This is a genomic window from Trinickia sp., assembly GCF_057351765.1.
In genome coordinates this window covers 21,655-48,404 of record NZ_JBMRBK010000011.1, presented here as the reverse complement: position 1 = coordinate 48,404, position 26,750 = coordinate 21,655, and the positions used below count along the sequence as shown (strand labels likewise).

Genomic DNA, 26,750 nt, shown 5'->3' with positions numbered 1-26,750 from the left:
GCCGCAGCCACTGCTATCAACGCAACGAGCTTTTTCATTTCTATTCCTTTGCGGTGCAGGTGCGGCGCCCACAACGGCGCACGACTGACCCATGCACTGACATGTCAAATGTATAGAAAAAGCGTCGCACACACCGTGTGCATTTGTTGCAAATTGCAATTGCGCTGCGCGCCCAGCGCCGGGCCGCGCCATCGTCCGAGCGGAAGCAGCGACCGCCGCCGGTCCTCTTTACCGACCCACGGCTGCCGCGCCCACATTCATCGGTAATCTTTGATTACAAAACGATGTGTCGGACCCACACCCCGGCACCTGGACGCCGGGGCGGCGCGACGAACCCGCAGACGGGTTGCCGCGTCAGCCGACCTTCACATAGGTGAATTCGCGCGTAATGGCGGGGGGCACGTAGGCGCCACCGATCTTGACGCGCGGCGTCAGGCGCTTTTTCTGGTCCCACCAGATGCGCCGTTGCGAGGGACTCAAAAAGCGCAAGTGTTTGCGATAGGAAAAGACGTTCATCGTGACCTCCCATACATGGCTGCAACACCGGAACGAAAATACAACGCGAACTCATTCCAACCTTCGTCCATGCACCGGCGCGACGCGGGTGGCGTCCGTGCCCGCCTGGCGGCCTGCGACCGACGCCTTGCGGTCACATCGCACTTGTTCGTTATGCTGCCACTTTCTGCTCTGGCTCTCATACCACACCCGAAAACGATCCCCGAAAATCAGCACGAATCCCGGTTGCGCAACACGGGGAGTGTGGGCTAACGGCGACGCCGCTCGCCGCTGACAATCGAGATGCGCGATACTGCGGCGAATTGCATTTGCCCATCTTTCCCGACATGCCGTTTTCCCTCGCTCCGCGGCTCGGCTTCATCGGCGCCGGCCGGCTTGCCCGCTGTCTGGCGCTCGGCTTCGCGCGCGCCGGCTATCCCGTGACTGCCGTCGCGAGCCGCCGCGGCGATACCGCGCGTGAGCTTGCCACCGTGCTCGGCGCCTGCCAGGCCGTGGAAGATCCGCAACAGGTCGTCGAAGCCGCCGATATCGTCTTTTTAGCGACTCCCGATGACAGCATCGGTACGATCGCGAACACATTACAGTTCGATGGCGCCATCGCGCGCGGCGCCCGCAAGGCGCTCGTGCACTGTTCTGGGGCAACCGGCGTCGACATACTGGCCGGCGCCGCGGCGCAAGGCGTGCTGACCGGCGGCTTCCATCCGCTCTTTCTCTTCAGCGGCGCCCCAGGGGACATGGACCGTATCGCGGGCTGCTCGATCACGATCGAAGCGAACGACGAGCTTGCCCAAGCATTGAAAACGCTGGCGCGCAGTATGTCGTGCCATCCGCTCGAGATTCCGGCCGGGCAACGGATGCTCTATCACGGAGCAGCCCACTATGCCGCAAGCTTCGCGCTTTGCGCACTGTCCGAAGCCGTGGAACTCTGGCGCACGCTCGGGTTGAACGAGGAAGACGCGTTGCGGGCGTTGCTGCCGATGCTGAGCGGCACCATCGACACAGCCCGGGAGAAAGGCTTGGCCAATGCCCTCGCGGGCCCGGTTTCGCGCGGCGATGCGGCGCTGCTGCAAAAGCAATTGGCTTGCTTCGAGGCGCTCGGCAGCGATCACGCCGCGCTTTATGGGCTGCTCACCCGCCGTGCCGTGGCGCTGGCGCGGCAGCGTGCGAATCCACCGGCGACACTCGATGCAATCGATCGCATCGTGGAGGATTCGCTCGCCCGTACGCTGCAAGTGCAAGCCGCAAGTAAGCCGTGATATGGTGACGACCGGCGCGGCGCGCCGCACTTTCCTAAGAACCCAAGAACGAAAGGACCAACGATGTTCGGCGATATCGCCCGCTTTCTGCTCAACACCGTATTCACGCTATTCGGGGCTGCGCTCCTCCTGCGGGCGTGGATCGTCGCGGTACGCATGCCGCCTTACAACCCGGTCTCGAACGCGGTCAACCACGCAACGAACTGGCTCGTGCTGCCCTTGCGCCATGTCTTCAAGACGGCGCGCGGAATCGACTGGGCGAGCCTGGTCGCCGCGCTGATCGCGGCGATCGTCTATGTGGTGCTGATGGTGTCGGTCGCCGGTGTCGATCCGCTCGGGCTCGCGCCCGTCATCGCGATCGTGGCGTTGCTGACCGTCATCAAATGGGCGTTGAACCTGCTCGTCTGGCTGACGATCCTGATGGCGTTGCTCTCATGGCTCAATCCGAGCTCGCCCGCCATGCCGATCCTGTATCAGCTGACCGCGCCGTTTCTCAATCCGCTGCGGCGCGTGCTGCCGCGCTTCGGCGGCATCGATTTGTCGCCGATCCTGCTCTTCGTCATCGTTCAGGTGCTGTTGATGATCGTGACGCGCGTGGCCGTTTCGCTGACGCTGTTCGGCATTTGAAGCGGCGGCGAGCGGGTCGCAAAGCGGGCGCGGCCGGGATACGGCACGAGGCATCGGCGAGTGCGCACTTCATTCCGTTGCCGCATCCCGGCACGGCATCAAGCGCGCACCTGAGCGCTGCGGCACCATTCGTCGAAACCAATGCGGCCTAGACGCGCCTCGCCCAACGGCACGAGCGAACGCTCTTCGACCACGCCGCCGAAATAACGGGCCTCCGGGTCGCGTACGACTTCGCGCACATCACCGACTGCCTTCAGATAGCGAGCGATGATTTCGTCGAACGGCGCGCGCTCCGGGCCAGCGATCTCGACGATCCCGTTTCGCGGCGCCGCGAGCGCCACCTGGGCAACGAAGGCCGCGACGTCGTCGGCCGCGATGGGCTGGAACAGACCGGGCGAGAGCCGCACGACGTTTCCAACGGTACCGGCATCGGCAATGCCGCGCAGGAATTCCATGAACTGAGTCGAACGGATGATGGTGTAAGGCACACCCGAAGCCTCGATCAGTTTCTCTTGAGCAACCTTGGCGCGGAAATAGCCGTTCTCGGGCGTCCGGTCCGCACCGACGATCGACAGCGCGACATGGTGACCAACGCCGGCGGCGGCCTCCGCCGCATGAACGTTGCGGCCGGAAGTCTCGAAGAACTCCCGCACGGCCTTGTCTTCAAACGAGGGCGAATTGGCGAGATCGACTACCACCTGCGCGCCGGCAATGGCCGCATGGAGCCCCTCGCCGGTGATGCTGTTGATGCCATTATTGGGCGAGGCCGCGACGACGACGTGGCCACCTTGACGCAGAATAGCGACGGTCTTCGAGCCGATCAGGCCCGTACCGCCAATGACGACGATCCTCATGATTCACCCTCCATCTGGTTAGCGGCAAGGCGCCGGAGGAACTCATCGTAAAGGGGAGGCGCGTATCGCGGTAGACACGCAAACAGGCTCACTGTGTTGTCCTAATAGCAGCAATCGAAGTCGCTCGGCCGCGCAGCGAGTCGCGACGCCCTGCAATAGATGAAGCCGCGAACCGTGTCACAAACGGCAGCGCAGATACGTCTAGTTCGCTTATGGACTCCAAGACTTGCGCTCCCATGTCAACGTACCCCTCACGCTTCCCCCTTTCGGGCGCGGACGATCAGTTCGCAAGCAAAATGGCGACCAGTTTTGCTTGCGTCGTTTCTTTTTTGGCCGTCGCCAGCGAAGGCAGCTTTTCCCGCGCGGGCGACCGCCTCGGCATCGGTCGCTCTTCGGTCAGCCGGAACGTACAGAAACTCGAGGCCCAACTCGACACGCGTCTCTTTTTGCGCACGACTCGCAGTACGTCGCTGACGCGCGAGGGCGAGCTCTTCTATGAGAACTGTCAGCCGGGTATGGAGCGCATCGCCCAGGCGCTCGAAGACATGCGAGAGCTGCGTACCGGGCCGCCGCGCGGCCATCTGCGCATCGGTTCGACGCCCGGCTTCGGCCGCAAGGTCGTCGCGCCGCTATTGCAGAACTTTCACATGCAATATCCCGAGATCGAGCTCGAATTGCTGCTGAACGATCAGCCCGCCGACTTCACCGCCGATCGAATCGACGTGTCCTTTCGCGAGGGCCGCATGGAAGACAGCGGGATCGTGGCACGGCAGTTGATCCCCATGCAGATGATTGTCTGCGCGTCACGCGGTTATGCGCGGATTCACGGTTTGCCGCGCCACGTCGACGAGCTCCCGAATCATCGCTGCATCAACTTCCGGACGGCTTCGGGCCGCATCAGGGAATGGGAGTTCAAGATCGACGGGGTCGCGCAGCGGCGCCAGCCTTTCGCGCACCAAACGTTCAACGACGCGGATCTGGTGCTGCAGGCGGTGCGCCACGGAGTGGGCATCGCTCAGTTGCCCGCCTACCAAGTCTGCGACCTGCTCGAGGATGGACAACTGCTCAGCTGTCTCGCGCAGCATGCACCCGACGATGGCGGCCACTATATCTGCTATCTCAGCCGCAAGCATCTTCCGGCCCGAATCCGGGTGTTCATCGACTACATGATCGAGCACACCAGAGCACTCGATCTGCAGTGTCTGCCGACGATGCCGACCTTATCGACAGTCGAATGACGGTAAGAAGGCACTGGAAGTGCCTCCTTCAGTGCGCCACTGCCGTCGCCGCGCCGCCGCCCTTTGCGGGTCGGGTGAGCCATACCAGCGGAATGATCGCAATGAAGATCATCGACGAGAGCCAGAAGATGTCGTTCAGTCCGAGCATCGCGGCCTGCGCATTCAGCGAGTGTTCGAAGAATGCCGCGGCCTGATCCATACCACCGCCGAGCATCGCGCGAAGGTTCGCGATGGAGCTCACATAGTCGGGGTTGTTCACGCTCGATTGTTCGACGAGCTGCGCATGATGCAATATCGTGCGGTCGTTCCAGCCCGTCGAGATCAACGATGTGCCGACACCTCCCGCGAGCACGCGCATGAAGTTGGACAAGCCGGCGGCCGCCGGAATCTTGTCCACCGACAGCCCCGACAAAATGATCGCGGTAAGCGGCGTAAAAAAGAGTGCCATGGGAATGCCTTGCAACAGCGTCGGCAGCACCAAGGTATATGCGTCGACGTCTGTCGTGTAATGCGAACGCATGAAGAACACCGCTGCAAAGCCGAGAAAGGCCAGCGTCGCGAGGATCCGCGCATCGGACTTCGGCAAGATCTTCGCCATCACGGGCGCGAGCAGCACGGCGAAGATTCCGAGCGGCGCCGTCACGAGACCGGCATCCACCGAACGATAGCCTAGATAACCCTGAATCCACTGCGGCAGGATCACGAGGTTCGAGAAGAACACCGCGTACGAGATCGAGATCGCAATTGTGCCGCCGCGGAAGTTGCGTTGCGCAAAGAGGCGAAGATCGACGATCGGGTTCTTCTCCGTGAGCTCCCAGATCAGGAAGAACAGGAAGCTGATGGCGGCAACGACGGCGAGCGTGCAAATCACGGGCGAGTTGAACCAATCGAGATCCTTGCCCTTGTCGAGCATGATCTGCAGCGACGCAACCCACGCGATCAGCGACAGCAGCCCCACCTTGTCGATGGAAAGCTTTCGCGCCGGGGAATCGCGGTCACGGTAGATCACCCAGGTGACGACGGCGGCAAACAGCCCCACGGGTATGTTGATATAGAAGATCCACGACCAGCTATAGCTGTCAGTGATCCAGCCGCCCAGCGCAGGACCTGCAATCGGCCCGACTGTCGCCGTCATCGCCCACAGCGACAGCGCCGTCGAACTTCTTTCCTTCGGATACGAGCCGAGCAGAATCGCCTGCGACAGCGGAATCAGCGGACCTGCGACGGCTCCCTGCAACACGCGAGCAGCGAGTAGCACGATCAGGTTCGGTGCGACGCCGCACAGCCACGACGAGAACACGAACAGCACGATCGCAGCCACGAATAGCCTGATCTGACCGACGCGCTGTGTCAGCCAACCCGTCAACGGAATCGCGACCGCATTGGCCGCCGCGAAAAGCGTGATCACCCATGTGCCTTCGTCGACGGATACGCCGAGATTGCCCGAGATGGTTGGAATCGCAACGTTGGCGATGGAAGAGTCGAGAACGTTCATGAACGTCGCGAGCGCGACCGCGATTGTCGCGAGGACCAGCTTGCCGCCTGTCAGCGGAGGTGGTGCAAGTTGCATCGAGGAATTCATCTCGCTTCCAGTCTGAAATTTTCGACAGGTCCGGCGTATCGATCCGGCCCGTCAGAGTAGTGAATGAACGGGAACACGAGCGCGGGTCGCGCTCCGGCAGGCAATTCAGCCTGCGTGCTGTTTGGCGTCACTCTTATCGCTTGGGTCGCGCTTTGCGGAAGGCATCGACGATACGACGTCGCCCATGGACCCCGCATGCGACGAAACGCTGTTCTGCGCGATGATCTTTTCGATCTCGGCATCTGCCTGCGCGCCGTATTCGGCAAACACATTTGTGCGATACGACGTGTTCCTGGCGGCGCCGAGCTGCGGGCCGGTCTCGTTGCGCGTATCCACGTCGACATCCATCGACAGGCCGATGCGCAGCGGATGCGCTTCGAGCTCCCTGCGATCGAGCTGGATGCGCACGGGCAGACGCTGAACGATCTTGATCCAATTGCCCGTCGCGTTCTGCGCGGGCAAGGTGGAGAACGCGCTGCCCGTGCCCGCTGAGAACCCGAGAACGCGGCCGTGGTAGCGGACCTTCCCGCCATACACATCGGCCGTCATCGTCACCGGTTGGCCGACGCGCATGTTGCGTAACTGGCTTTCCTTGTAATTCGCTTCGATCCACACACCCTCGAGCGGCACGATCGCCATCAGAGACGTGCCCGGCGACACGCGCTGCCCGACCTGCACCGAACGCCTCGCGACATAGCCGGTGACGGGCGCTGGCAACGTGTCGCGCGCATACGCGAGATATGCATCGCGAACTTTCGACGCGGCGGCCTGCACGTTCGGGTGCTGGCCGATCGTCGTGCGCCCGGTCAAGGCGCGATTGGCTTGCGCCTGTCGACGTGCGGCATCGAGCGCCGCCTGCGCGGCCGTCACGGCGTCACGCGCGTGCGCGATGTCTTCGGCCGACACGGCGCCCGTATCGGCGATGGCCTGGCGGCGGCGTAGATCATCCTGCGCACGGACCAGATCGGAGCGCTTCTGCGCGACGTTCGCGGCATAGAAATCGTTGTCCACATATAAACGGCTGACCTGCCGCACGGCCTGCCCGAGCAGGGCTTCCGCGTTGCCGAGCGCAACTCTCGCATCCGCGTTATCGAGCGTAACCACGGGGTCTCCTGCCTTCACCATCTGTGTATCGTCGGCATTCACGGCAACGACAGTGCCCGTCACCTGCGGCGTCAACTGCACGAGATTGCCGCTGACGTACGCATCGTCGGTAGATTCGTGGTAACGCGCATACGTCATGTAGTACGCACCGTAAGCCCCCGCCGAGACAACGACAGCCGCGCCGAGCAGCGCGAGCAGCAGCTTGCGCTTGCCCGTGTCGGGTCCGGTCGCGACTGCGGCTTTCGGGTCAGCTACTGCGTCATGTTTCGCGCCGCTCGTCCGGGTCTCCTGGCCCTCCACAGCATTGATTTCGCTCATTTCAGTTCTCCAGGCAAATTCGGTGGTGGCGCCTTAGCGTGCGGCGACAACAGGCGTTTTGAGTGCGGACGCTTGCGTGCGCGACGCTGCCGCAGAGTCTTGGTTCGACGTATCGACGAAACCGCCTCCAAGCGCCGAAGCCAGTGCAATCTGCTGATCTCGGCGGTTCATGCGCAAATCCGCGACAGCCTGATCGGCGGAAAGCGCGGCGACGTCGGCATTCAAAACCGTCAACTGATTCGTGAGACCAGCCTTGTACTGAATGAGCGCGAGCTTGTCGGCCTGGTGTGCGGCGTCCTGCGCGATCTGCGCATCCGCAAGCTGCGCATCCGTCGAACGGACATCCGCGAGTTGCTTGGCGACTTCGTTGAGCGCGCTCACGAGCGACTGGTTGTAGGTCGCGACTGCGTAGTCGAAGTCGGCGTAGCGGCCCTTCAGTTGTGCGCGCAGTTCGCCCGCGTCGAAGATGGGCAGATGGATGGCCGGACCGACCGATGCAGTGCGGCTCGCCGCCGTCAGAAAGCGGCCAAAGCCGAATGCGTCGAGCCCGATTGCAGCACTCAGGTTGATGTCGGGATAGAACTCGGCCTTCGCCTCGTTCACATCGTGTGTCATCGCATCGACACGCCATCGCGCAGCCACGATCTCCGGGCGGCGACTCAGGAGATCCGCCGGCAGATTGTCGGGCAGGCGCACATCGTCACCCATGCCCAGCGTCGGGCGCGCGATCTGCAAGCCGCGGTCGGGACCTGCGCCAAGCAGCGCAGCGATCTCATAGCGAACCGCGAGGATGCGTCCGTCGAGCGATTTCAGCGCGGCGCGGCTCGTCGCGAGATTGGCCTGCGCGGTCTTGCGCTCGACTTCCGTGTCCAGCCCCGTCGCGATGCGCCCCGCCGTGATCCGCTCGATCTGCTCGCGATGCGTGATTTCGTCTTGAGCGATGTCGCGCAGCACATACAGGCGCGCAAGCTGGTTGTACGTGCGAGCAATCGACGTCGTCAGCGTCAGCTTGACGACTTCCGCGTCGGCTCGGCTCGCCTGATGCAGCGAGATCGCCGCTTTCAGCGCTTCGCGGTTCTTGCCCCACAGATCGAGATCGTAGGACGCGCTCAAGAGGCCCTTGTTCTCGGTCTGCCACGAGCCGCCAAAAGGAGGCGGCACGAACGTCGTACTCGAGAACCGTTGACGCGTGAGCGCATAGTTCGCGTCGACTCGCGGCATCGTGCTCGCCTTCGCCGTTTCGCTGTAGGCCGATGCAGCCCCAACGCGTGCACGCGCCTGCTCTAGCGTCGGACTGCTTTTCAGCGCTTCCTCGATCAGCGCCTTGAGTTGCGCGTCGCCGAACTGGTCGGCCCAATTGGCGGCGGGCCAATGGCCTTGTTGCGCGGGAAGGCTTTGCCGAGTGGCATACTGCTGCGGCGCGGCCATTTTCGCGTCGCCGTGGATATCGGCATAGTTCACGCACGCCGACAGCGCCGCCGCGAACATCACCACACCCGGTTTCAGCGCACGCGATACGCACTGCCTGATGTTTGACTGAATGCTCATCTTCCGGCCCATCATGCATTCCTCTCTCGCAAGCGCGAACAGGGTCTTGATGCCTTGCCATGGATTCCTCATGCATCGGCGTACCTGTTCACTATGTCCGACACCTGACACACACCATGTGCAGAAGTGTTCGCAGTTATTGCTCAGCAGCCGATATCGGTCTTCGCCCAAGCGGGATCTGGCTCGCTCCACGGCATCTATCCCGGTATAAATGGCGTCCGGTACAGATCGAACCTTTATCCCTCTTCCCGCCGCAAAGCGGTGTAACGGGATATATTCAATGGGCCGACGTTGCGCGCAATGATGAAATCCACCGTAGTGAATTACCCGTCCATTTCCCGCATAAATTCCATGGTGCGTATAGCCTTCCCGCTCGGCGACAATATGCGCGCCAACTTCGATAGCGCATTCGGCGATGCCCAGCTCCGGTGAAGTTGTGCGGCAATCAAGATATGAAATTTCCATGGCGAACCGCCCATGTTATGGGTGCAATAAGACGCGAGTCCCTCCGAGATTCCGCTCGGAGATCCAATTGGATGCCCGCCTTGCGAGCCGCATCTTTCCGTTGTCAGGCCTGATTGGCTATGGAAGATTGCGATTTGAGAGGCGGATATCGGGCTTCAGATAATGCCGCTGAACGAGACGGCAATTGCAAGCCCGACACTCACCGCAGAAAGCATGATCCAGCCTGCAAACATCGATAGGGATCCGAGACGAAACATGGCGCTCTCCACTAACGACCTCGACGCCCCGCCAACTCAATCGAGCTGATCGCGGTGTCATGTCGGAATAGTAGGCGTCGAGTCGCCACCTCGGTAGATACGCATCGGAACACTCACTGTTGCCCTGTGGACACCAATACAACATGCGACGGCACTACTTGTGGTGTTCACACCTGATGCAGGCTTTCCGAGTCGTCGGTATTGAATTCGCCCAGGCAAAGGGAATTGCGCGCCCGGATCTCGTCCGTCATGAAATCGACGAACACACGAATGCGTGACGGCAGATGCTGCCGGCAGAGATAGCAAATGTAGTGACCCCGGTCATCCGGAACATATCGCCTTAGCGCCGCGACGAGCTCGTTGCGCGCAATGTAATCGCACACTTGATAGCCCGGCATCTGGGCGATTCCGCGGCCCTCCAGGACCGCTTGCAATACCAGGTCTGCGTCGTTGAAAGTCAGTCTGGCGGTCGGCAGATACTTTCGCAGATGGCCGTCGACCTTGAAATCCCAATCAAAGACGCGACCGTTGAACCTCAGGTTGATACAGTCGTGCTGGGCCAGGTCTTCCAGCGTGGATGGAAGACCCCGCTCCTCGGCGTAGGCGCGCGACGCGCAGAGTACCAACTGCATTGGAATCAACTGTTTCGCAATGATGCTGGAATCCTCGATGCACCCATCGCGAAACGCGACGTCGATCTGTTCCGCTGCGAAATCGACTGGCCTGTCGTCCAGCAGCAGGTCGACTGCGATATCAGGATAGACCTCGGAGAACCGGAAAAGCAGCGGAGCAACCACTTTGCGTCCGAACCCGACAGTCGAGAGGACGCGAAGGAAGCCACGCGGTGGACCCTGGCGGAGGTCCAGCATATCGTTCACGGCCCCAACGATATGAGCCACGCCCTGGTTGCAGTTCTCGAAGAACCTTTCGCCCTCTTGCGTCAGGGTTGTCGTTCTTGTCGTTCGGAGAAACAGGCGCGTACTGAGCTGCGTTTCGAGCTTCTGAACATTTCGGCAGACAGCCGAACGCCCTACCCCCAATCGCTCCCCGGCTTTGGCGAAGCTTCCCTCGGTTGCGACCGCCATGAAGGCGATGATCCCAGCGTAGCTCGTCGCGAAACAGGTAGACAAAGCGTCAGCGTTATTTGGCAAGCCAACGCGGAAGCCTCGCTGCGATGTATCCGATTGGTCCATTGATAGCCCCAATACTGAGACGTGGTCGGATCGGCCGTCCGGGTGCCAGCCTGCGCTGGCACCGGCAACGACTGCCAAGTTGCAACTATGAAGTGGCGGTCATTGGCGCAACTCCGGGGGGACCGGAAACGGCTGCATGGAAAACTATCGGGCAAGGTCCCCGTCGCATGCGGCGCCGTCAACCTGGAGATGTGGGTCTGGATGGAAGTGTAACACTCGCCTGTTTCGAAAGCAGTCTCTTGGATGAGCGCCTAATGTCCGATCATTTCATTTGGATTGTCGCCAAACGAGAAACATCATGTCGCCCATGACGGCCCTACCGTTGCTATCGGCGTCCGTTTACGATGGGGGCGGCATTGTCCCGTAGTCTGCAAGAGAGACTCCGACCAATCGCTGGCTGGGGTCGGATCGCACGTCACTGAACTCGAGAATGCATCATGGACGATAAAAAGCTGCAAGCGCCTCCGCTTTCCCTTCTCGACAGGTATCGGGGCCGCGATTTTCATCCCCTCTATACAACGAGTGTCACCGTTTCCGGGGGCGAGACGGGACACGGGCGCGCATCTGGAGTGGCCCGCTCGGACGACGGAAATCTGGTTGTGGAGCTGCGGCTGCCCACCGAGTTCGGCGGCCCCGGGAACGGGACCAATCCCGAGCAGTTGTTCGCCGCGGGCTTTGCGGCGTGCTTCCACGGCGCGCTGAACCTGCTCGGCAAACGCGCCGCGATGGACATCGCCGATACTGCTGTCGAAGTGCAGGTTTCGTTCGGTCGCGATCCGATGGACGGAGGCTATGCGTTGGTCATCGACCTGCGGGTCCGGATGCCGGGCGTCGATCGATGCGTGGCGGAAGAGATGGTTCGAACTGCCGAGCGCTTGTGCCCGTATGCAAAGATGGCCCGACAAGGGACCGTCAATATCGTGACCGTCGTTGACTGACCCAACGCCCATGGGGCGGCAAGCGCGCGTGATTGTCCGTTGTCGAAGACATTCCCTACTTCACCGGCACCAGGACCGGCGCACCTTCGTCTTCAAAAGATCACACCGCTCATCCGCTATGCGCCGGCATGGCCAACGTGCGCTCGTATTGCGTCAACCGCAGCTCCGTCGGCATCGCCGAAAGCTGCTCCAGCAACGCCGTCAATCGTCGGCGATCGACGATCGATATGGTTGTCGCTTCCAACAGGTGCTCGATCTGCGAGACCCAGTATTCACGACGGATCAGCCAGGGAAGGCGGGCTAAAGTGTGCACCGTCTTTTCCAGTCGCTCGATTTCTCCCCTCACCATGCGTATCCTCCTGCCCCGTCGGAAACCCACCGCTCCGTACGGCCGGATGTCTCCGAGCCGTTCGATGAACTTGGCGCAACAACCATACATCGAGTCGCGGAATGACGGTCAGGCCCACCAGGCTCGGGAGAAGGGATAGCCACAGCGTTCGCGCAAACGTTTGGCCGTTCATCACCGCCCTCTCGTCATGACTCCATGCCTCTTGTGTAACGGCTGACGAGTGCGGCACTTGATAGGGGCAAACCCTCATTCGGCGCGTACCCTCCCGCAATCGCGAGAGCCGGCCTCGGTTGCGTTCACGGTCTACGTATTGTCGATGGCACCGAAGCGGGCTGGGATGATCGCATAGAGGGCGCGCAGCTTTTCCTGCGAGACGCGTTCGATGAGACGCTTCGCTTCGGCCTCGGTCACGACGAATTCGACTTCGACCGTCAACGAGCCCTGAAGCTCGAAGAAGCGCTCCTCGTGCAGAACACGATGCGCGCCGAAACCGGCCATCGCGCGAAAGGCGGAGCCGCCCGTCACGCCCATTCGGCTCGCTTCGGTCAGCAACCACTCCCACAACGGCTTCCAATGCAGCCGATGGTTTTCGTGGACATAAAACCGTAACAGCACATACTCGTCCATGGCGCGTCTCCAGGAACGGGGGAGCAGGAGCGGGCGCCGGCCGGCCTCCTTACGCTGCGTAGAGCCAGGCCCGGGCTGTCCAGATGCCGAGACCGGTCAGCGCGAACGAGCCGAACACATGCAGCGCCGCTTCGATCAGCGCCCACGCAAATTGCCCTTGCGCGATCAGTGTGACCACTTCCGCCGAAAACGTCGAGAACGTCGTGAGCCCGCCCATGAAGCCGGTGATGACGAAGAGCCGCCATTCGGGCGGCAAACCGGCCTTCGCGGTGAAAAAGACCAAGGCGACGCCGATCAGATAGGCGCCGATGAGGTTGGACGCAAGGGTGCCGAGCGGCACCATCGGAAACACCGCATTGAGTCCGATCGAAAATCCCCAGCGCAGCAACGCGCCCAAACCGGCGCCAATGAAAATGGAAAGCAGCGTGTAACCCAAGGTCCCGTCCTGATTCAAGTCATGTTCGGCGTTTTTTTATGAACCGGGATGGTACGGCAGACGAGGCCGGACGAACAGCGTCGTTCGCGTCGAACCGCCCTTCGAACAACTCGCGCTCACGAGCCAGCCCTTCGCCCACGACATCGAAGAACGCTCTGACGCGTGCCGTGCCTTTCAGATCGGAGTGCGCGACGATCCAAAGCTCGCCCTCGAGTTCCGGCACCGGTGCGCGCAGCGCACGGACGACGCCGGGCTGGCTGTCGCCGAGATAGCACGGCAATAGCGCGAACCCGATACCGGCACGCGCCGCGACAAACTGGTTGATGAGACTGTTGGTCCGGTAAACGAAAGCGTCGGCAGCGGCAGTGCGAGCCAGCCATTCGGCCGCCTGGATACCCGATGCAGCGTATTCCCAGCCAATCAACGCGTGGCCTTCGAGTTCGGCGACGTGCGCCAATGCGCCGCCGTGCGCCTCCAGATATTCGGGCGAGGCGTAAAGCGCCCATGCGACATTGGCCAGCCTGCGGCCCCAGAGCTCGCCTTCCTTCGGGCGCACCGGACGCAGCGCGATATCGGCCTCCCGGCGCGAGAGATTGAGCACGCGGTTGTCGACGGTCAGTTCGACCACGATGCCGGGATGCGCCTCTCTGAATGCCGCCAGGTGGCGGGTCAGCCGACTGAAAGCGAGTGTTTCCGACGAAGTGACGCGCAATCGGCCGGACAGCCGATGGTCCCGGCCCGTGATGTCGCGATCCATGGCCAGCACCTCGTCCTCCATCCGTTCGGCCGCGGCAGCCATGCGGGCCCCGGCTTCCGTGGCCTCGTAGGCCCCGCCCGCCGAGCGTTCGAAAAGACGCACGCCAAGCCGGCTTTCGAGCGCCTTCAGACGTCGAAAGGCCGTCGAATGATCGACGCGCAGCCGCTCGGCCGCCGCCGTCAGGCTGCCTGTTCTACATACGGCGAGGACAAGGCGAAGTTCGTTCCAGTCGTTCATGAACGCGACGCTAATCGGCTTCTTGCGCGGTTGCAAGCCCGGACCGCGTTCGTACCATGGGTTTTGCGTCTATGCATCGGTCGCGTCAGCCCGAGCGAGGGGCCGAAGGGGACGATGCGACCGGGACCGGCCTCGCGCTGCACGAGATCGTCTCGCGTGCGACACTGGCGGACATTCGCGCCCTGTCCGGGGCGCCGTTTGTGCCGTTTGTGCCGTCCGCGCGATCGCATGCGCGTACCGGCCGAGGAGCGTCCATGCCCGACACCATCGACTGGTTCTTCGACGTAGTCTCCCCGTTCGCCTACCTGCAGATCGAACAGTTCGACAAGCTGCCGGCAGGCCTGGCCATCCGTCCGCGCCCGGTGGTGCTCGGCGCGATCCTGAACCACTGGGGCCAAAAGGCCCCCGCCGAGATCGACGCGAAGCGTACGTTCACCTACCGGCATGCGCTGTTTCGCGCTCAGCAACTCGGCATTGCATACCGCATGCCGCCCGCGCATCCGTTCAACCCGATCAAGGCGCTACGTTTGACGATTGCGATGGGCGGCTCGCTCGATGCGGTCCGTGCGGTGTTCCGGCACATCTGGCGCGACGGACAGGAAGTGGCCTCACCCGAGGGCTTTGCCGCACTGTGCGAAGCGGTCGGATTTCCGGAGGGCGTCGCCGCCGTCGAGCAGCCTGCGGTGAAAGACGCCTTGCGCCATCACACCGACGCGGCGATCGCACTCGGCGTGTTCGGTGTGCCCACGTTCGTGCGTAACGGCGATCTGTTCTGGGGAGAAGACGCGACGGCGATGTTCCTGCAATGTCTGGAGAGCGACTGGCTGGCCACGCCGGAAGTGCAGCGCGTGAGCGCGTTACCGGTCGGCGTCCGGCGTAGCGGATCGTGACACCCAGGCGCGCCCGCGGGACTCCATGACGTTGGGACGACCGCGGCCGCCCCGGCGAACGAAAAGACCGCTATCCGGTCTAGCGCGCGCCCAGCGGCGCCGGAGATTTCGGGTTCAGGGCCGCGGCACTCGAATCGTGGTTGGCGAAGGGCTCGGCGGTGCGCTTCATTTGCGCCGCAATGTTCGCGAACTGCCGTTCGTATGCAGCGGTATGGCCTGACTTCACGGCGGCGCTCACGTAATCGTTCGCCGTCGGGTAGGCGGCACGAACGTCGCCGAACGGACCAATACGGGCGTACCAGTCGGAAGGATTCCCAAAACCCATTTGCTCCAGACTCCGGCGCGCCTCGGAAAAGTATCGAACCATATCGGTCACCGACCCGTACTCGGCGGTTTCCTTCAATCGAGCAGCATGCTCGATGCCGAGGCGTCCATGCTTGACATGCCGGTTGAGCGTCTCGAACTCTTCGCCCCGATACAGGTTCGAGATTTCCACCGCAAGCGCTGGCAGCGACCGGTGAGCACCGCCCGGGGCATCGCTAGCCACTTCCTCCGAAAGATGGATGCGACGCAGTCCGGGGTGCGTAAAGGCTTTGGGCAAATGGTCGCCGCGGGCAACGGTGATCGTGACTCCCCCTTCGCCGACCACCTTTTTCATGCGTGCGCGAAACGTCGGCGATTGCTCGTGGAGTACCTCGAGTTTCGCGACGAGATTCGATACGCGCGGGTCGTCGGCCGGATTTCGGATATGCGCGGCGACAGCAGTCCACCCGCTCGACTTGGCCACCGCGGCCGGTCGTGCGCTGCTCGCAGCCCGCCCGGGCAGCCCTTGCAGGTAGCCATCGGCGAGCGCTCGCCGACCACGAGAAGCGGACGACCCGGCGGCATTCGATGACGATGCCTGGCTCCCGCCCGTAGCGGATGCGATCGGGTGCGCCCCGTTCGTGCGAGTGATGTCGAAGCCCATTTCCGCGCTCGTGATGCCGTTACCGATAAAGGAAACGTCATGCTGACCCCGGCGGGTTCGAAGTGCCGCATTGTCCGGCGAAATGCGGGGGCGATGCGCGAAGGCATCGCCAGACCGTTCGCTACGCTCGCCGCCGTGCAGCGAAATGTGCGATGAGAGCGCGAATGCCCCGCTCCGGCATTCGGCGACGGCCCGCGCCTCATGCGGCGATTCCTTTTCATGATCGTCCCTTATGGCGCCGGCCGCCGGAGATGTGGTGAGAAGGCGCCAGCAAATCCGTGTCGCATTATCGACATCGCCATCGTTCGCTATATGCCACCATCAGGCCGAGCGTGCAACAGGGTCGTGGGATCCGTGGTAACGTACGCTCCGTTCGTCAAGAACACGTTCTCGGGGCGGGGTGCAATTCCCCACCGGCGGTAATCGTCTTAACGGACGTAGCCCGCGAGCGCTCTGTTTCGACATTGCTGCGATAACAGAGGTCAGCAGACCCGGTTGGATTCCGGGGCCGACGGTATAGTCCGGATGAAAGAGAACAGGACAGCCAGCATTCCCGCGCACGCGGGAGACGGCTGTTCTTCGCCCTGTTTACTCAAAACAGGCTGAAATCCATGAACAAATCTCTCTCGATCGAAGCACAAGCACCATTCGTTTACGGCGGCAATGGCACCCGGATCGCCTTTATCCAGGCATGCTGGCACCGCGATATCGTTGACCAGTGCAAGCACTCTTTTCTGAACGTCATCAAAGAGTTCGGTTACGGCGCTGAGGACATCGACCTCTACGAAGTCCCAGGCGCGTTCGAAATCCCCCTGCATGCCAAAAGGCTCGCCCAGAGCGGTCGTTACGCAGGCATCGTCGCGGCGGGACTAGTCGTCGATGGCGGCATCTATCGCCATGAATTCGTCGCTCAGGCGGTTATCTCAGGCTTGATGCAGGTTCAGCTCGAAACAGGTACTCCCGTGTTTTCCGCTGTTCTGACGCCGCACCACTTCCATCACGGCGAAGAACACATCAAGTTCTTCACCGATCATTTTGTCGTGAAGGGAGCGGAAGTCGCACGGGCATGCGCAGATACGGTACGCAAGGTTTCTCTGCTACAGCCTGCCTGAACTCGGACACCGCCTGCGGTGCAAGGTCGCGGGCAACATTGCTCGCGACTACGCACACGGGCTCAGGACATGAACATGCCACCATCCACGTTGATGGCCTGCCCCGTGATGTAGGCCGCGTCATCCGACGCAAGGAATGCGACAAGACCCGCGACATCCTTGTCGCTGCCGGCGCGCTTCATGGGAATGCTTTCGACCCATTCGGCCATGAGTTGCCCGGGCTTGTAGTCGCCCAGCAGCTTGCCCCAGGCTTCGTCGTTGTACGACCACATATCGGTCGCGATGATCCCCGGGCAAAACGCATTCACCGTGATGCCGGTCGGTGCCAGTTCTTTCGCCAGACTCTGCGTGATTCCCAGAACGCCGAACTTGCTCGCTGCATAATGTGGCGTGTAGACAAAACCTTGTCGGGCCTGTCCCGATGCGGTGTTGATGAGGCGACCCGCTTTTCCCGCGCGCAGCATTCGCTTCGCCGCTTCCTGGCAGCAAAGGAAAACGCCTTTGGTATTGACCGCGAGTACCTTGTCCCATTCGTTTTCTGTCAGATCCTCGAGCTTCGCGATGGTAATGACGCCCGCGTTCTGGACAGAAACATCAACCTCGCCCAACTTGGCTGCAACTTCTTCGTAGAGCGCGACGACCTGGTCCTTGCTGGTAACGTCCGCTTCGATGGAAATGGCCTCGAAGCCCGATTCACGCAGTTGGACTACCGCGTCATGCACCCCGTTTTCGTTCGCCGAGATGCATACTTTTGCGCCCTCCTCGGCGAAACGCCTCGCAATACCCAATCCGATGCCGCGGCTGCCGCCCGTTACCACCACAACCTTGTTCTCGAAACGCTGCTGGAATGCCATTTCTCGATCTCCATTAATCGACGGAGCTCAAAGCCGCCCGATCCATTGCAACCACTGAGCGTGATTTCTCGAGGCAGCTTCGACGCCCGCCCCCGGCTCTACACGTCTTGCCACCACCCGGGTCTTGCGATATGCGTCGAGGGAGCTGATCGCCCCAAGCTTCAACGCCGCAAGCACTGCCGCGCCTGCGGCCGATATTTCGCTCAGCGCGAGCGTACTCACGGGCCGGTTCAACGTGTCGGCGAGATATTGAAGAAGGAACGGCCTCTGCACCAACCCACCGTCGACGAAAAGTTCGCGCAGCGGGACATGGGCCTCGCCCTCCATGACGGAGATCACGTCCTTGATCTGGTAGACGATCGACTCATAAGCCGCCCGCGCCACGTTTTGCCACGATGTCGAAAAGTTCAGACCCACGATCTGTGCGCCACCCGGATATTTCCAATGCGGGCATCCGATTCCTGAAAACGCGGGAATGAAAAAGACGCCGCCGTTGTCGTATTCCGTGAACGCGCGCTCTGCCTCTATGAAGTCGTCGAAAAGTCGCAGTTTCTCTTTCAGGAACGAAGGCGTCGAACCCGCACTTATCACGATGCCTTCGAGTGCGTAATCGATACGTTGGTCAGTGGCAAGGCAAACGGTCGACACCAGGCCGTGAGTGGCAGGCAAAGGCTTGTTGCCCACGTTCATCATGATCGACGAGCCTGTACCTATCGTGGCCTTGGCCATACCGGGGCTCAGGCATCCCTCGCCGACGGCCGCTGCATGAGAGTCACCGATCATCGATACGATCGGCACAGGCCGATCGAAGATGCCATCGAAATCGCTTGCACCGAAATCGAATGACGACGGATGCGGTTCGGGCAGTTGCAACCCCTGCAAACCGAAATCAGCGAGCAGTTCACGATCCCATTCCAGGTTGCGAAGGTCGAACAGCATCGTCCGGGACGCGTTCGTATAGTCGGTGCGGTACGCCGTACCCCCGGTCAAACGATGCAGTAACCAGCTATCCACCGTACCGAAGTGCGCTGTGCCCGCTTTGATGTGCGATCGCACCTGCTCATCGTTTTCATTCAACCAGACGAGCTTCGTACCCGAGAAGTACGGGTCGATCAACAGCCCCGTCTTCTCGGCAATGGCGGGTCCCCTACCTTCCTTCTTGAACCGGTCGCATATGGCGAGCGAACGTTGACATTGCCACGATACCGCCGGCACGATGGGGCGACCTTCCGCGTCCCACAGCACGACCGTCTCGCGCTGGTTCGATATCCCGACACCAGCGATGTCCTTGCTCTCGCCTTCGAACGCGCCGAGGCAACTGGATACAGCTTGCAGCACCGACTCGTAGATGAGATCCGGATCCTGCTCGACGAATCCCGTACGCGGATGCGCACAAGGCACAGCGACGAAGCCACGGGCGTGCACCTGCCCTTCGAAGTCGAAAACGAGCGCCTTCGTACCGCTCGTGCCTTGATCGATCGCCAGAATGTATTGCATGTCCGCTTTCATGAAGGCAGTTCGAGTCCAGACGCTCACGCGGTGAGCGAAACCATGCGGGTTTGCAAGCGCTGTTGCAACTGGTCGATGACTACCGCGAAGATGATGACGAGGCCCTTGATGACCATCTGCCAGAAATCGCTGATGCCGCACATCACCATGCCATCGCCGAGAATACTAATCACACAGGCACCGACGACCGAACCGAAGACCGTGCCGCGGCCACCCATCAATGCGGTACCGCCCAACACGACCGCGGCAATCGCATTCAATTCGAACGTCTGGCCCGTCAATGGGTGCGCGGTCTGCAATTGAGCTGTGATCACGAGCCCGACGATCGCCGCGCAAAACCCCGAGAACATGTAGACGAACAGCTTCACCCGATTGGTACGAATTCCGGAAAAGCGAGCGGCCTGCTCATTGCCTCCGATTGCATAGATGCGGCGACCAAGCGGCGTGCGCTTTGCAATGAAAATTGTGATCGCGGCGAGAATCACCATGATCCACACGGGCATCGAAAGCCCGAGAATCGTGCCGTTTCCGAGAAACTCGAAGCCCGTGTTGCCCAGAGCCGCGTTGCCCCCGAGATCGGCAAAGGTGCCGCCATTGTTGACGAGCAGCGCTGCGCCGCGCACGACGTACAACATGCCGAGCGTTGCAATGAACGGCGCCACGTTGAGCGCCGTGATCAGGTAGCCGTTCACCGCGCCGATGACCGCACCCAGCGCGCAAGCGATCAGCGTCACTCCCCACGGGTTGAAAAACACCACGTAGTGGCCAAGCTTGACGCCTTCGAGCAAAAGATACCCTGCCGCCATACCGCTGATGCCGACGATGGAGCCGACCGAAAGGTCGATGCCCCCGGTCAGAATAACGAGCGTCATTCCGATCGAGAGAATGGCGACGATGGTGACGTGTTTCGCCATGATCAACATGTTGCCTGCCGAGAGGAAGTTTTCCGCCGCAAGCGAGAACACGATGATGATCGCAAAGAGTGCAATGAAGATCCGCAGCTTGAGCACGCTCACCGCGATGCGGGCAGCCACGTAAGCAGACTGCCGGTTGTGTTTGCCGTGAACCGGCTGGATCGAAGGATTGCTGCTGTTCGGAGTGCTCATGGTTTGTGCCTCAAAATGCTTCACACTACGGCTGTTGCGGGCGTGGACGCGCGCACGATGCGTTCGCTGTCGAACTGCGAACGCTCCATGATTGCCGTCAATTTTCCGCTGGCCATCACGAAGACCCGATTGGAAACAGCCATTGCTTCATCTAGCTCCGAGGTCGCGTACACGACTGCGATACCCGAGTGCGCGAGGAGACTAATGGTCTTGTAGACGTCCTCCTTGGCACCGACGTCGATCCCTCGAGTCGGCTCGTCCATCAGCAGTACCTTCGGCGATGTCAAGAGCGCCTTGCCGATCACGACCTTCTGCATGTTGCCCCCCGAGAGCGACGTAATGGGCGCGTCGACGGAAGCGGCCTTGATCGCGAGGCGCTTGACGATATCGGTCGATGCCTCGAGCTGTTTGTCACGTCGCAGTGCACCGAAAGAGAAACGCCGGGTGAACTTCGACAGACTCGAGAGCGTCATGTTTTCGAGGATCGACATCAACTGCACCATCCCCTGCTTCTGCCTGTCCTCCGGTACCAGCGCGATGCCCGCCTCGATCCGCTTGTGGATCGGCAGATCTTCGATCGCCTTGCCGGCCAACTCGATTTCGCCGAGCGCCAGCGGCTGCGCGCCCAGCAACGACTCGAGCAGTTCCGTACGACCCGCGCCCATCAGACCGTAGATACCGATAACCTCACCGGCCCTGACGGAAAATGAAACATGGTCAACCGCGTAGATACCATTGGGGCGCTTTAGCGCAAGGTCCTTGACCTTGAGAACCTCCGGGCCGATTGCATGCTGCTCGAAGGCGAATCGCTTTTTCGACGATCCCACCATCGCTTCGATGATCCACGGAATGTCGATATTCGCAATATCGTCTTCCGCCACGAGGCGTCCATTACGCAGCACCGTAATGCAGTCGCCGATCGCCATGACCTCTTCCAGACGGTGGGAGATGTAAATGACCGTGACGCCCTCTTCCTTCAGTTGCGCAATGATCTTGAAGAGAATCTCGACTTCCGTCTTCGAGAGAGCGGAAGTCGGCTCGTCCATGATCAGCACCTTGATGTGCTTGGAGAGCGCCTTGGCGATTTCCACCAGTTGCTGTTGTCCGACGTAGAGATCGCCCAGTCGTGTGCGCGGGTCGATCGGAATCTGCAGACGATCGAGCAGTATCCTTGCTTGATGGTCCTCGTCCTTGCGGCGGATCACCCCGGAACTGGTCAGTTCGTTTCCGGCGAAGATATTCTCGGCAACCGTCATTTCGGGAAACAGGTTCAATTCCTGAAAGATGATGCCGATGCCATGCCTCTCCGCGCTGCGCACGTCCGAGATCTGCGCGATCTTCTCGTCTACCAGGATTTCCCCGGACGTCGGGACTTCCGCGCCGGCGAGCAATTTCATCAACGTCGATTTACCCGCGCCGTTTTCGCCGATCAGCACATTGACCTTGCCGCGTCGCACCTTGTAGTCGACGTCCAATAGTGCCGCGGTCCCGGGATAGACCTTGGACAACCCGCGCGTCTCGATGACGTTGACCGGATTCATGGTTCGGGATTCGCTCATTTCCAGGCCACCGGAATCGCGCGGATTTCACCGGCGGGCTCGCTCCAGCTGCTGTAGACCGCTGCCACATCCACCGTGTCGCCCACCTTGAGCTTCAGCGATTTTTGCGCTCGCGCGACGACGAGTTTGTTCAGCTCCTGTCCAAATACCGCGAAGCGCGTCTGGTCGTCGAAGTCGCTGTACTTGATACCGGGAAAGCCGTCACGAACGCCAGTGCCAATGACGACCGGCCCTGTCTCGAGTGCGATATGCACTGGATCGCCGCCGGACGAAGGCGTGACATCCACGTACGCCTTTCCAACGCGCGATGAAGTGTCGACCTTCGTGACCTTGCCGCGCACACGAATCCAGAAGTTGCATGGAAAAGCCGTGCTTTGACGGAAACCGTACTCCTTGCAGGCGCTATCGAAATTCTGGCCGACTGCGCCGATCACCTGAGCAGCCGGCTTGGCCGTTTTGTCCGCATACGGGATCAGTTGTTCGCTCAGGATTTTTTCGGGATCCGGGCCCTGATGCTGTCCCTGAGAGCGAATCTGGGCGAGTTCGGTATCCGTCACGACGTGACACCCGGCAACCGAAACGGCGCCGAGCACTACCAGCGCCAGCCCGGCTGCAGATGGGGAAGAAACCATGACTACCTCTCTTGACGACATTTGCGCAGGTGCCGCCCTCGCCGCACCCGCTCCAACGCCCCATGCGCCTACTTGTTGTAATAGAAGTCTTTGACGTGAGAAGCGTTGTCCTTCGTGATCAGGATGCCCCGCGTGAGCTGACGTTCCGGTTCGCCTGTCTTGCCAGTCGCGATGTACTTGTCGAGCAGGTCGACGCCGTGTTTCGCAATGCCTTGCGCCTGCAACATGACGCTGGCCTTGAGCTTGCTCTGGAGAATCGAATCGCGCTCATCGTTGCTGCCGTCGATACCCATCACGACAACGCTCTTCTTTCCGGCCGATTCGAGCGATGCGATCGCACCGAGCGCAACGGGACCGTTACCGCAAATGACGCCCTTGATGTTCGGGTGTTCCTGCAGGATCGAATCCATCGCCTGCTTGCCCGGCAGCAGCGCACCCTTGGCATCCTGGCGGGCCACCATCTTCAGATCGGGATACTGATCGAGCACCTGGTGGAATGCCTGCGATCGAGTCACGCAATTCTTGTCGGCCAAGTTGCAGGTGAGTTCGACGTACTCGCCCTTCTCGCCGATCGCCTCGACGAACTTTTGCGCGACTTCAGTACCAGCCTGTAGATTGTTGTGGCTCAGTTGCGCAATTGCGATGCCGTCCTTCGGAATCTCGCGGTTGATCAGCACGACAGGCACCTTCTTTTCCTGGGCAGTGCGAACGGTCGCGACGCTGCTGTTGGAATCCGCATTGTCGAGAACGATACCCTTCACGCCCTTGCCGATCACCAGATTGATCAGTTCGTTTTGCTTGTTCACATCCTCGCCGTGCGACAACACGATCGTATCGTAACCAAGCTTCTTGGCCTCGGCATCGGCGCCCTTCGCTTCCGCGGCGTAATAGGGGTTGTCGAGGGCGTTGACGAGAATTGCGATGGTCCCTTTCGAAGCGGCGAGCGCATCGATGGAATGGACCGCTGCGAGCGAGGCAGCGACGGCGGCCGCGAGTGCGAATTTCCTCAGCATTTTTGTCTCCAGGTTAATGTCTTTATCAACGTTGCAGCCTCGTCCGGCTGCGCTCAAAGTGCCATCAACAGATCGTGTATCCCCCATCGATCATGATGTCGGCGCCCGTGATCATGTCCGCACCGTTCGAAAGCAGAAACAGGATTGCGGCGGCGATTTCATCCGTGTAAGCGAACCGTCCGACAGGGATCTGCTTTTTCATCGCTTCGCCTTTTTCGCCCTGCCACGCAGCCGCACCCATCGGGGTGAGCACGACGGTGGGCGAAATGGTGTTGACCGTGATCCCACGCAGGGCCCATTCTTTGGCAAGCACCTTGGTCATGCCGATCAGCCCGGCCTTCGCCGACGTATAGGCACAATGCTTGTCGATCGCCACAGTCGCGGCTTGAGAGGCGATGTTGACGATCTTGCCGCCGTGGCCGCTCGCCAGAACGTGTCGAGCGAAATGCTTCGAGCACAGAAACGGGCCCGTGAGATTCACACCGATCTGCTTTTGCCACTCATCGAGGCTGATGTCTTCCGCAGGCGTAAGCGTGATGCAGCCGGCGGCATTGACGAGAAGATGCAAATCGCCGAAGCGGTCCAGCGCCGCCTTCATCGCCTTCGCGACATCGGCCTCGTTCGCAACGTCACAGGCAAATGCGGCGGCGTTTGCCGCCCCGAGCGCCTCGATTGCATCCTTCACTCGCGGCTCTTCGAAGCTGGGATAGAAAATGGCGACCCGCGCGCCCTTTGCGATAAGTGCCGCATTCGTTGCCATCGCGATACCGCCCAGACCGCCCGTCACGACGGCGATCTTGCCGTCGAGCCGGAAGTCGAAGTCGACGCCATGACGCAGCGACATGTCGTACTGAATGGCCATGCCAGTGTCTCCTTGAAATCTAGCTGTACGTTCAGTGCGCACACTGCGCGCAGATCGCTTCGGCAATGCCTGCCGCATCAATGCGGTAGTGACGCCGGATTCCTTTGCGCGTGCCGTACTTGGCGAACTCGCCTTCGGTGATCCCGAGCATCGTGAGCGGCTTCGCAAGCTGGCGTCGCGCCATCAGGACCGCGGTGATCGCGCCGATTCCGCCGTGAAGCGAATGTTCTTCCACTGTGACGACGCAGTCATGAGCCGCAATTATCTTCGCGAGGGCGTCTTGATCGAGCGGCCGGATCGATGACAGATTCACGAGCGTCGGGGCGATGTTGTGCTGTGCCTTCACCCGTTCGCAAGCATCGAGCGCTTCGCCGACCACGGAGCCCAACGCGATCACAACGACGCGGCTGCCCCGCATCACCACGTCCGGACGGCCTGGCTGGAACCGGTAGTCCGCCTCGTGCACGATGGGAAACTTCGCATTGTCGAGCCGGATGTAGACGGGCCCTTCGACGGCGGCTGCGTATTCGACCATCTGAATCACTTCGACCTCGTCGCAAGGCGCGAGAATCTGGACGTTTCCGAATCCGCTCATGATCGAGATGTCGTCGATCGCGTGGTGGGTCGACGCTAGCGGACCATAAGCCACTCCGGCATTCAGTCCGAGCATTTTGACGTTCGTCGCGCTGTAGCAGACATCGTTTTTGACCTGCTCGTTCGCGCGGGCGACTAGGAACGGCGCGGCATTGGCGGTGAAGACGACATGGCCGCCCAGGGCCAGCCCCGCCGCCATGCCGACCATGTTCTGTTCGGCGATTCCCACGTTGATGACGCGTTCGGGATAGGTCTCGAGGAAAGGGCCGATCTTGGACGTGGAGGTCGAATCCGCGACCATCACGAGAATGTCCCGGCCCGCGGCCGTCAACCGTCCGAGTGCGCTGATCACACCGTCTCGCAAATCGGCGTACTCACGCATGGTCCAGTTCCTCCAGTGCCTGTCGAAGTTGCTTTTCGTCCGGAAACTTGTGGTGCCACGCGGGTACGTTCTCCATGAACGACACGCCGCGACCCTTGATGGTGTGAGCGATGACGACTTTGGGCTTTCCGTTCTCGAAATCCAGGCTTTCTATTAGTTTCCAAATCGAATCCGCCTGGTTTCCGTTGACGTCATGCACCTCGAAGCCGAAAGCCCGGAATTTCTCGTCGAGCGGATCCATGTCCATGATGTTGTGGGTGAAGTCCGCCAGTTGCAGGCGGTTGCGATCCACAATTACGACCAGGTTCGCCAGTTCGAAATGTGCCGCCGCCATCGCGGCTTCCCAGTTCGAGCCCTCTTCGAGCTCGCCGTCGCCCGTCAGCACGAAAACTCGGCCGGGCGAGCCGTCCACATGGCTTGCATGACGCTGCTTTGCCATCGCCAGCCCTGCCGCGATGGGCAAGCCGTGCCCTAAAGCGCCCGTGTTGACGGTCACCAGTGACGGCAGCTTCTCGCGCACCGGATGACCCGGCAGGCGCGAATCGTCTCTCAGGTAGGTCAGCAGTTCGTCGTCGGTGAGCCAGCCGAGTTCGGCAAAGCAGGAATAGAGCCCTCCTACGCCGTGTCCCTTGCTGAGGATGAATTCATCGTGCCATTTCACCGTCCGGTCAGCTTGCACCTCATAGCGGAGCACGTGGAAGTAAAGCGCTGCGAGCACGTCGGCCTCCGACATGTCACCGCCCGTATGGCCGCTCTTGGCAGCGGAGTTCATCACGCAGATCTTTTTACGGATTTCTTGCGCGCGCCGATGGAGCGCGTCTCCAGACTGCTTGTAAGGGTTTTGCATTCCGACTCCCGCACTTCCCGTTTGCTTGATTTAAGTTTCTTTTACTTTCTTTCGAAAGTCAAAGAGAAATAAAAGGAAAGAGGGTAAACCCCGGATCGGACCACATCGTGGTCGTTTAGGG

At 61.0% G+C, this 26,750-nt stretch carries 26 protein-coding genes, 1 pseudogene and 1 riboswitch; of the genes and pseudogenes, 6 read left to right on the top strand and 21 right to left on the bottom strand.

Going from position 1 to position 26,750, the window contains the following annotated elements:
- Positions 1-354: 354 nt before the first annotated feature.
- Complete coding sequence (locus tag ACO1XS_RS01950; RefSeq protein ID WP_173259740.1) at positions 355-516, bottom strand: hypothetical protein; 162 nt, start codon at positions 514-516, stop codon at positions 355-357.
- 326 nt (positions 517-842) lie between these two features.
- Here ACO1XS_RS01950 and ACO1XS_RS01945 point away from each other — a divergent pair, with 326 nt between their 5' ends.
- Both ACO1XS_RS01945 and ACO1XS_RS01940 read left to right on the top strand, forming a co-directional pair.
- Entirely contained in the window at positions 843-1,772 is a 930-nt protein-coding gene (locus ACO1XS_RS01945) for a Rossmann-like and DUF2520 domain-containing protein (RefSeq protein ID WP_331567726.1), read from the top strand.
- A gap of 63 nt (positions 1,773-1,835) precedes the next feature.
- Positions 1,836-2,399: a YggT family protein gene (locus tag ACO1XS_RS01940; RefSeq protein ID WP_331567641.1), complete on the top strand. Its 564-nt coding sequence runs from the start codon at positions 1,836-1,838 to the stop codon at positions 2,397-2,399.
- 98 nt (positions 2,400-2,497) lie between these two features.
- On the opposite strand, the gene ACO1XS_RS01935 is transcribed toward ACO1XS_RS01940, so the two are convergent.
- Positions 2,498-3,253, bottom strand: a complete 756-nt coding sequence (locus ACO1XS_RS01935) for an SDR family oxidoreductase (protein WP_331567643.1) — start codon at positions 3,251-3,253, stop codon at positions 2,498-2,500.
- Between the two features lie 236 nt (positions 3,254-3,489).
- Between ACO1XS_RS01935 and ACO1XS_RS01930 the strand changes: the two genes are divergently transcribed.
- Positions 3,490-4,491, top strand: coding sequence for a LysR family transcriptional regulator (locus ACO1XS_RS01930; protein ID WP_486389905.1), 1,002 nt, complete (start codon positions 3,490-3,492; stop codon positions 4,489-4,491).
- Positions 4,492-4,519: 28 nt separating this feature from the next.
- Here the strand turns inward: ACO1XS_RS01930 and ACO1XS_RS01925 are convergent, their stop codons facing one another.
- The 5 genes and pseudogenes from ACO1XS_RS01925 to ACO1XS_RS01905 form a co-directional block, all read right to left on the bottom strand.
- On the bottom strand, positions 4,520-6,073 hold the full coding sequence (locus ACO1XS_RS01925; RefSeq protein ID WP_486389904.1) for a DHA2 family efflux MFS transporter permease subunit: 1,554 nt from the start codon (positions 6,071-6,073) through the stop codon (positions 4,520-4,522).
- A gap of 105 nt (positions 6,074-6,178) precedes the next feature.
- On the bottom strand, positions 6,179-7,495 hold the full coding sequence (locus tag ACO1XS_RS01920; RefSeq protein WP_486389903.1) for an EmrA/EmrK family multidrug efflux transporter periplasmic adaptor subunit: 1,317 nt from the start codon (positions 7,493-7,495) through the stop codon (positions 6,179-6,181).
- A 33-nt stretch (positions 7,496-7,528) separates the two neighbouring features.
- Positions 7,529-9,043, bottom strand: a complete 1,515-nt coding sequence (locus ACO1XS_RS01915) for an efflux transporter outer membrane subunit (protein ID WP_331567728.1) — start codon at positions 9,041-9,043, stop codon at positions 7,529-7,531.
- Between the two features lie 111 nt (positions 9,044-9,154).
- Positions 9,155-9,508: pseudogene (locus ACO1XS_RS01910) on the bottom strand (lecithin retinol acyltransferase family protein); the annotation flags it as partial.
- A gap of 424 nt (positions 9,509-9,932) precedes the next feature.
- On the bottom strand, positions 9,933-10,958 hold the full coding sequence (locus ACO1XS_RS01905; protein ID WP_331567651.1) for a LysR family transcriptional regulator: 1,026 nt from the start codon (positions 10,956-10,958) through the stop codon (positions 9,933-9,935).
- 437 nt (positions 10,959-11,395) lie between these two features.
- Here ACO1XS_RS01905 and ACO1XS_RS01900 point away from each other — a divergent pair, with 437 nt between their 5' ends.
- On the top strand, positions 11,396-11,896 hold the full coding sequence (locus ACO1XS_RS01900; protein ID WP_331567653.1) for an Ohr family peroxiredoxin: 501 nt from the start codon (positions 11,396-11,398) through the stop codon (positions 11,894-11,896).
- 109 nt (positions 11,897-12,005) lie between these two features.
- Here ACO1XS_RS01900 and ACO1XS_RS01895 read toward each other — a convergent pair whose 3' ends face one another.
- The 4 genes from ACO1XS_RS01895 to ACO1XS_RS01880 form a co-directional block, all read right to left on the bottom strand.
- Positions 12,006-12,245 carry a hypothetical protein gene (locus tag ACO1XS_RS01895; RefSeq protein ID WP_331567654.1) on the bottom strand — a complete coding sequence of 80 codons (240 nt, stop codon included), beginning with the start codon at positions 12,243-12,245 and terminating at the stop codon, positions 12,006-12,008.
- Between the two features lie 303 nt (positions 12,246-12,548).
- Positions 12,549-12,872: a DUF190 domain-containing protein gene (locus tag ACO1XS_RS01890; RefSeq protein ID WP_331567655.1), complete on the bottom strand. Its 324-nt coding sequence runs from the start codon at positions 12,870-12,872 to the stop codon at positions 12,549-12,551.
- A gap of 49 nt (positions 12,873-12,921) precedes the next feature.
- Positions 12,922-13,308 carry a fluoride efflux transporter CrcB gene (gene crcB / locus ACO1XS_RS01885; protein WP_331567657.1) on the bottom strand — a complete coding sequence of 129 codons (387 nt, stop codon included), beginning with the start codon at positions 13,306-13,308 and terminating at the stop codon, positions 12,922-12,924.
- Positions 13,309-13,327: 19 nt separating this feature from the next.
- Entirely contained in the window at positions 13,328-14,302 is a 975-nt protein-coding gene (locus ACO1XS_RS01880) for a LysR family transcriptional regulator (protein ID WP_331567659.1), read from the bottom strand.
- A gap of 254 nt (positions 14,303-14,556) precedes the next feature.
- Between ACO1XS_RS01880 and ACO1XS_RS01875 the strand changes: the two genes are divergently transcribed.
- Complete coding sequence (locus ACO1XS_RS01875) at positions 14,557-15,192, top strand: 2-hydroxychromene-2-carboxylate isomerase (RefSeq protein ID WP_331567661.1); 636 nt, start codon at positions 14,557-14,559, stop codon at positions 15,190-15,192.
- A 79-nt stretch (positions 15,193-15,271) separates the two neighbouring features.
- Here the strand turns inward: ACO1XS_RS01875 and ACO1XS_RS01870 are convergent, their stop codons facing one another.
- A complete protein-coding gene (locus ACO1XS_RS01870) occupies positions 15,272-16,159 on the bottom strand; it encodes a hypothetical protein (RefSeq protein ID WP_331567663.1) in 888 nt (295 codons plus the stop codon).
- Between the two features lie 382 nt (positions 16,160-16,541).
- A riboswitch (FMN riboswitch) is annotated at positions 16,542-16,700 on the top strand.
- A gap of 70 nt (positions 16,701-16,770) precedes the next feature.
- Between ACO1XS_RS01870 and ACO1XS_RS01865 the strand changes: the two genes are divergently transcribed.
- The gene (locus tag ACO1XS_RS01865) at positions 16,771-17,271 is read left to right on the top strand and encodes a 6,7-dimethyl-8-ribityllumazine synthase (protein WP_331567665.1); all 501 of its coding nucleotides are present in this window, start codon (positions 16,771-16,773) and stop codon (positions 17,269-17,271) included.
- 62 nt (positions 17,272-17,333) lie between these two features.
- Here ACO1XS_RS01865 and ACO1XS_RS01860 read toward each other — a convergent pair whose 3' ends face one another.
- The 9 genes from ACO1XS_RS01860 to ACO1XS_RS01820 all read right to left on the bottom strand — a co-directional run bounded on the left by ACO1XS_RS01860 (position 17,334) and on the right by ACO1XS_RS01820 (position 26,629).
- Entirely contained in the window at positions 17,334-18,125 is a 792-nt protein-coding gene (locus ACO1XS_RS01860) for a glucose 1-dehydrogenase (RefSeq protein ID WP_331567667.1), read from the bottom strand.
- A gap of 27 nt (positions 18,126-18,152) precedes the next feature.
- Positions 18,153-19,622, bottom strand: coding sequence for an FGGY-family carbohydrate kinase (locus ACO1XS_RS01855; RefSeq protein ID WP_331567670.1), 1,470 nt, complete (start codon positions 19,620-19,622; stop codon positions 18,153-18,155).
- A 35-nt stretch (positions 19,623-19,657) separates the two neighbouring features.
- Entirely contained in the window at positions 19,658-20,740 is a 1,083-nt protein-coding gene (locus ACO1XS_RS01850) for an ABC transporter permease (RefSeq protein WP_331567672.1), read from the bottom strand.
- Between the two features lie 20 nt (positions 20,741-20,760).
- The gene (locus ACO1XS_RS01845) at positions 20,761-22,299 is read right to left on the bottom strand and encodes a sugar ABC transporter ATP-binding protein (RefSeq protein ID WP_331567674.1); all 1,539 of its coding nucleotides are present in this window, start codon (positions 22,297-22,299) and stop codon (positions 20,761-20,763) included.
- A complete protein-coding gene (locus ACO1XS_RS01840; RefSeq protein WP_331567676.1) occupies positions 22,296-22,931 on the bottom strand; it encodes a DUF2291 family protein in 636 nt (211 codons plus the stop codon). The genes ACO1XS_RS01845 and ACO1XS_RS01840 overlap by 4 nt, the downstream gene beginning before the upstream one ends.
- 68 nt (positions 22,932-22,999) lie before the next feature.
- The gene (locus tag ACO1XS_RS01835; RefSeq protein ID WP_331567678.1) at positions 23,000-23,944 is read right to left on the bottom strand and encodes a D-ribose ABC transporter substrate-binding protein; all 945 of its coding nucleotides are present in this window, start codon (positions 23,942-23,944) and stop codon (positions 23,000-23,002) included.
- Positions 23,945-24,008: 64 nt separating this feature from the next.
- The gene (locus ACO1XS_RS01830) at positions 24,009-24,806 is read right to left on the bottom strand and encodes a GolD/DthD family dehydrogenase (protein WP_331567680.1); all 798 of its coding nucleotides are present in this window, start codon (positions 24,804-24,806) and stop codon (positions 24,009-24,011) included.
- 31 nt (positions 24,807-24,837) lie between these two features.
- Positions 24,838-25,782, bottom strand: coding sequence for a transketolase family protein (locus ACO1XS_RS01825; protein ID WP_331567682.1), 945 nt, complete (start codon positions 25,780-25,782; stop codon positions 24,838-24,840).
- On the bottom strand, positions 25,775-26,629 hold the full coding sequence (locus ACO1XS_RS01820) for a transketolase (RefSeq protein ID WP_331567684.1): 855 nt from the start codon (positions 26,627-26,629) through the stop codon (positions 25,775-25,777). Before ACO1XS_RS01820 ends, ACO1XS_RS01825 begins: the two co-directional genes overlap by 8 nt.
- Between the last annotated feature and the right edge of the window lie 121 nt (positions 26,630-26,750).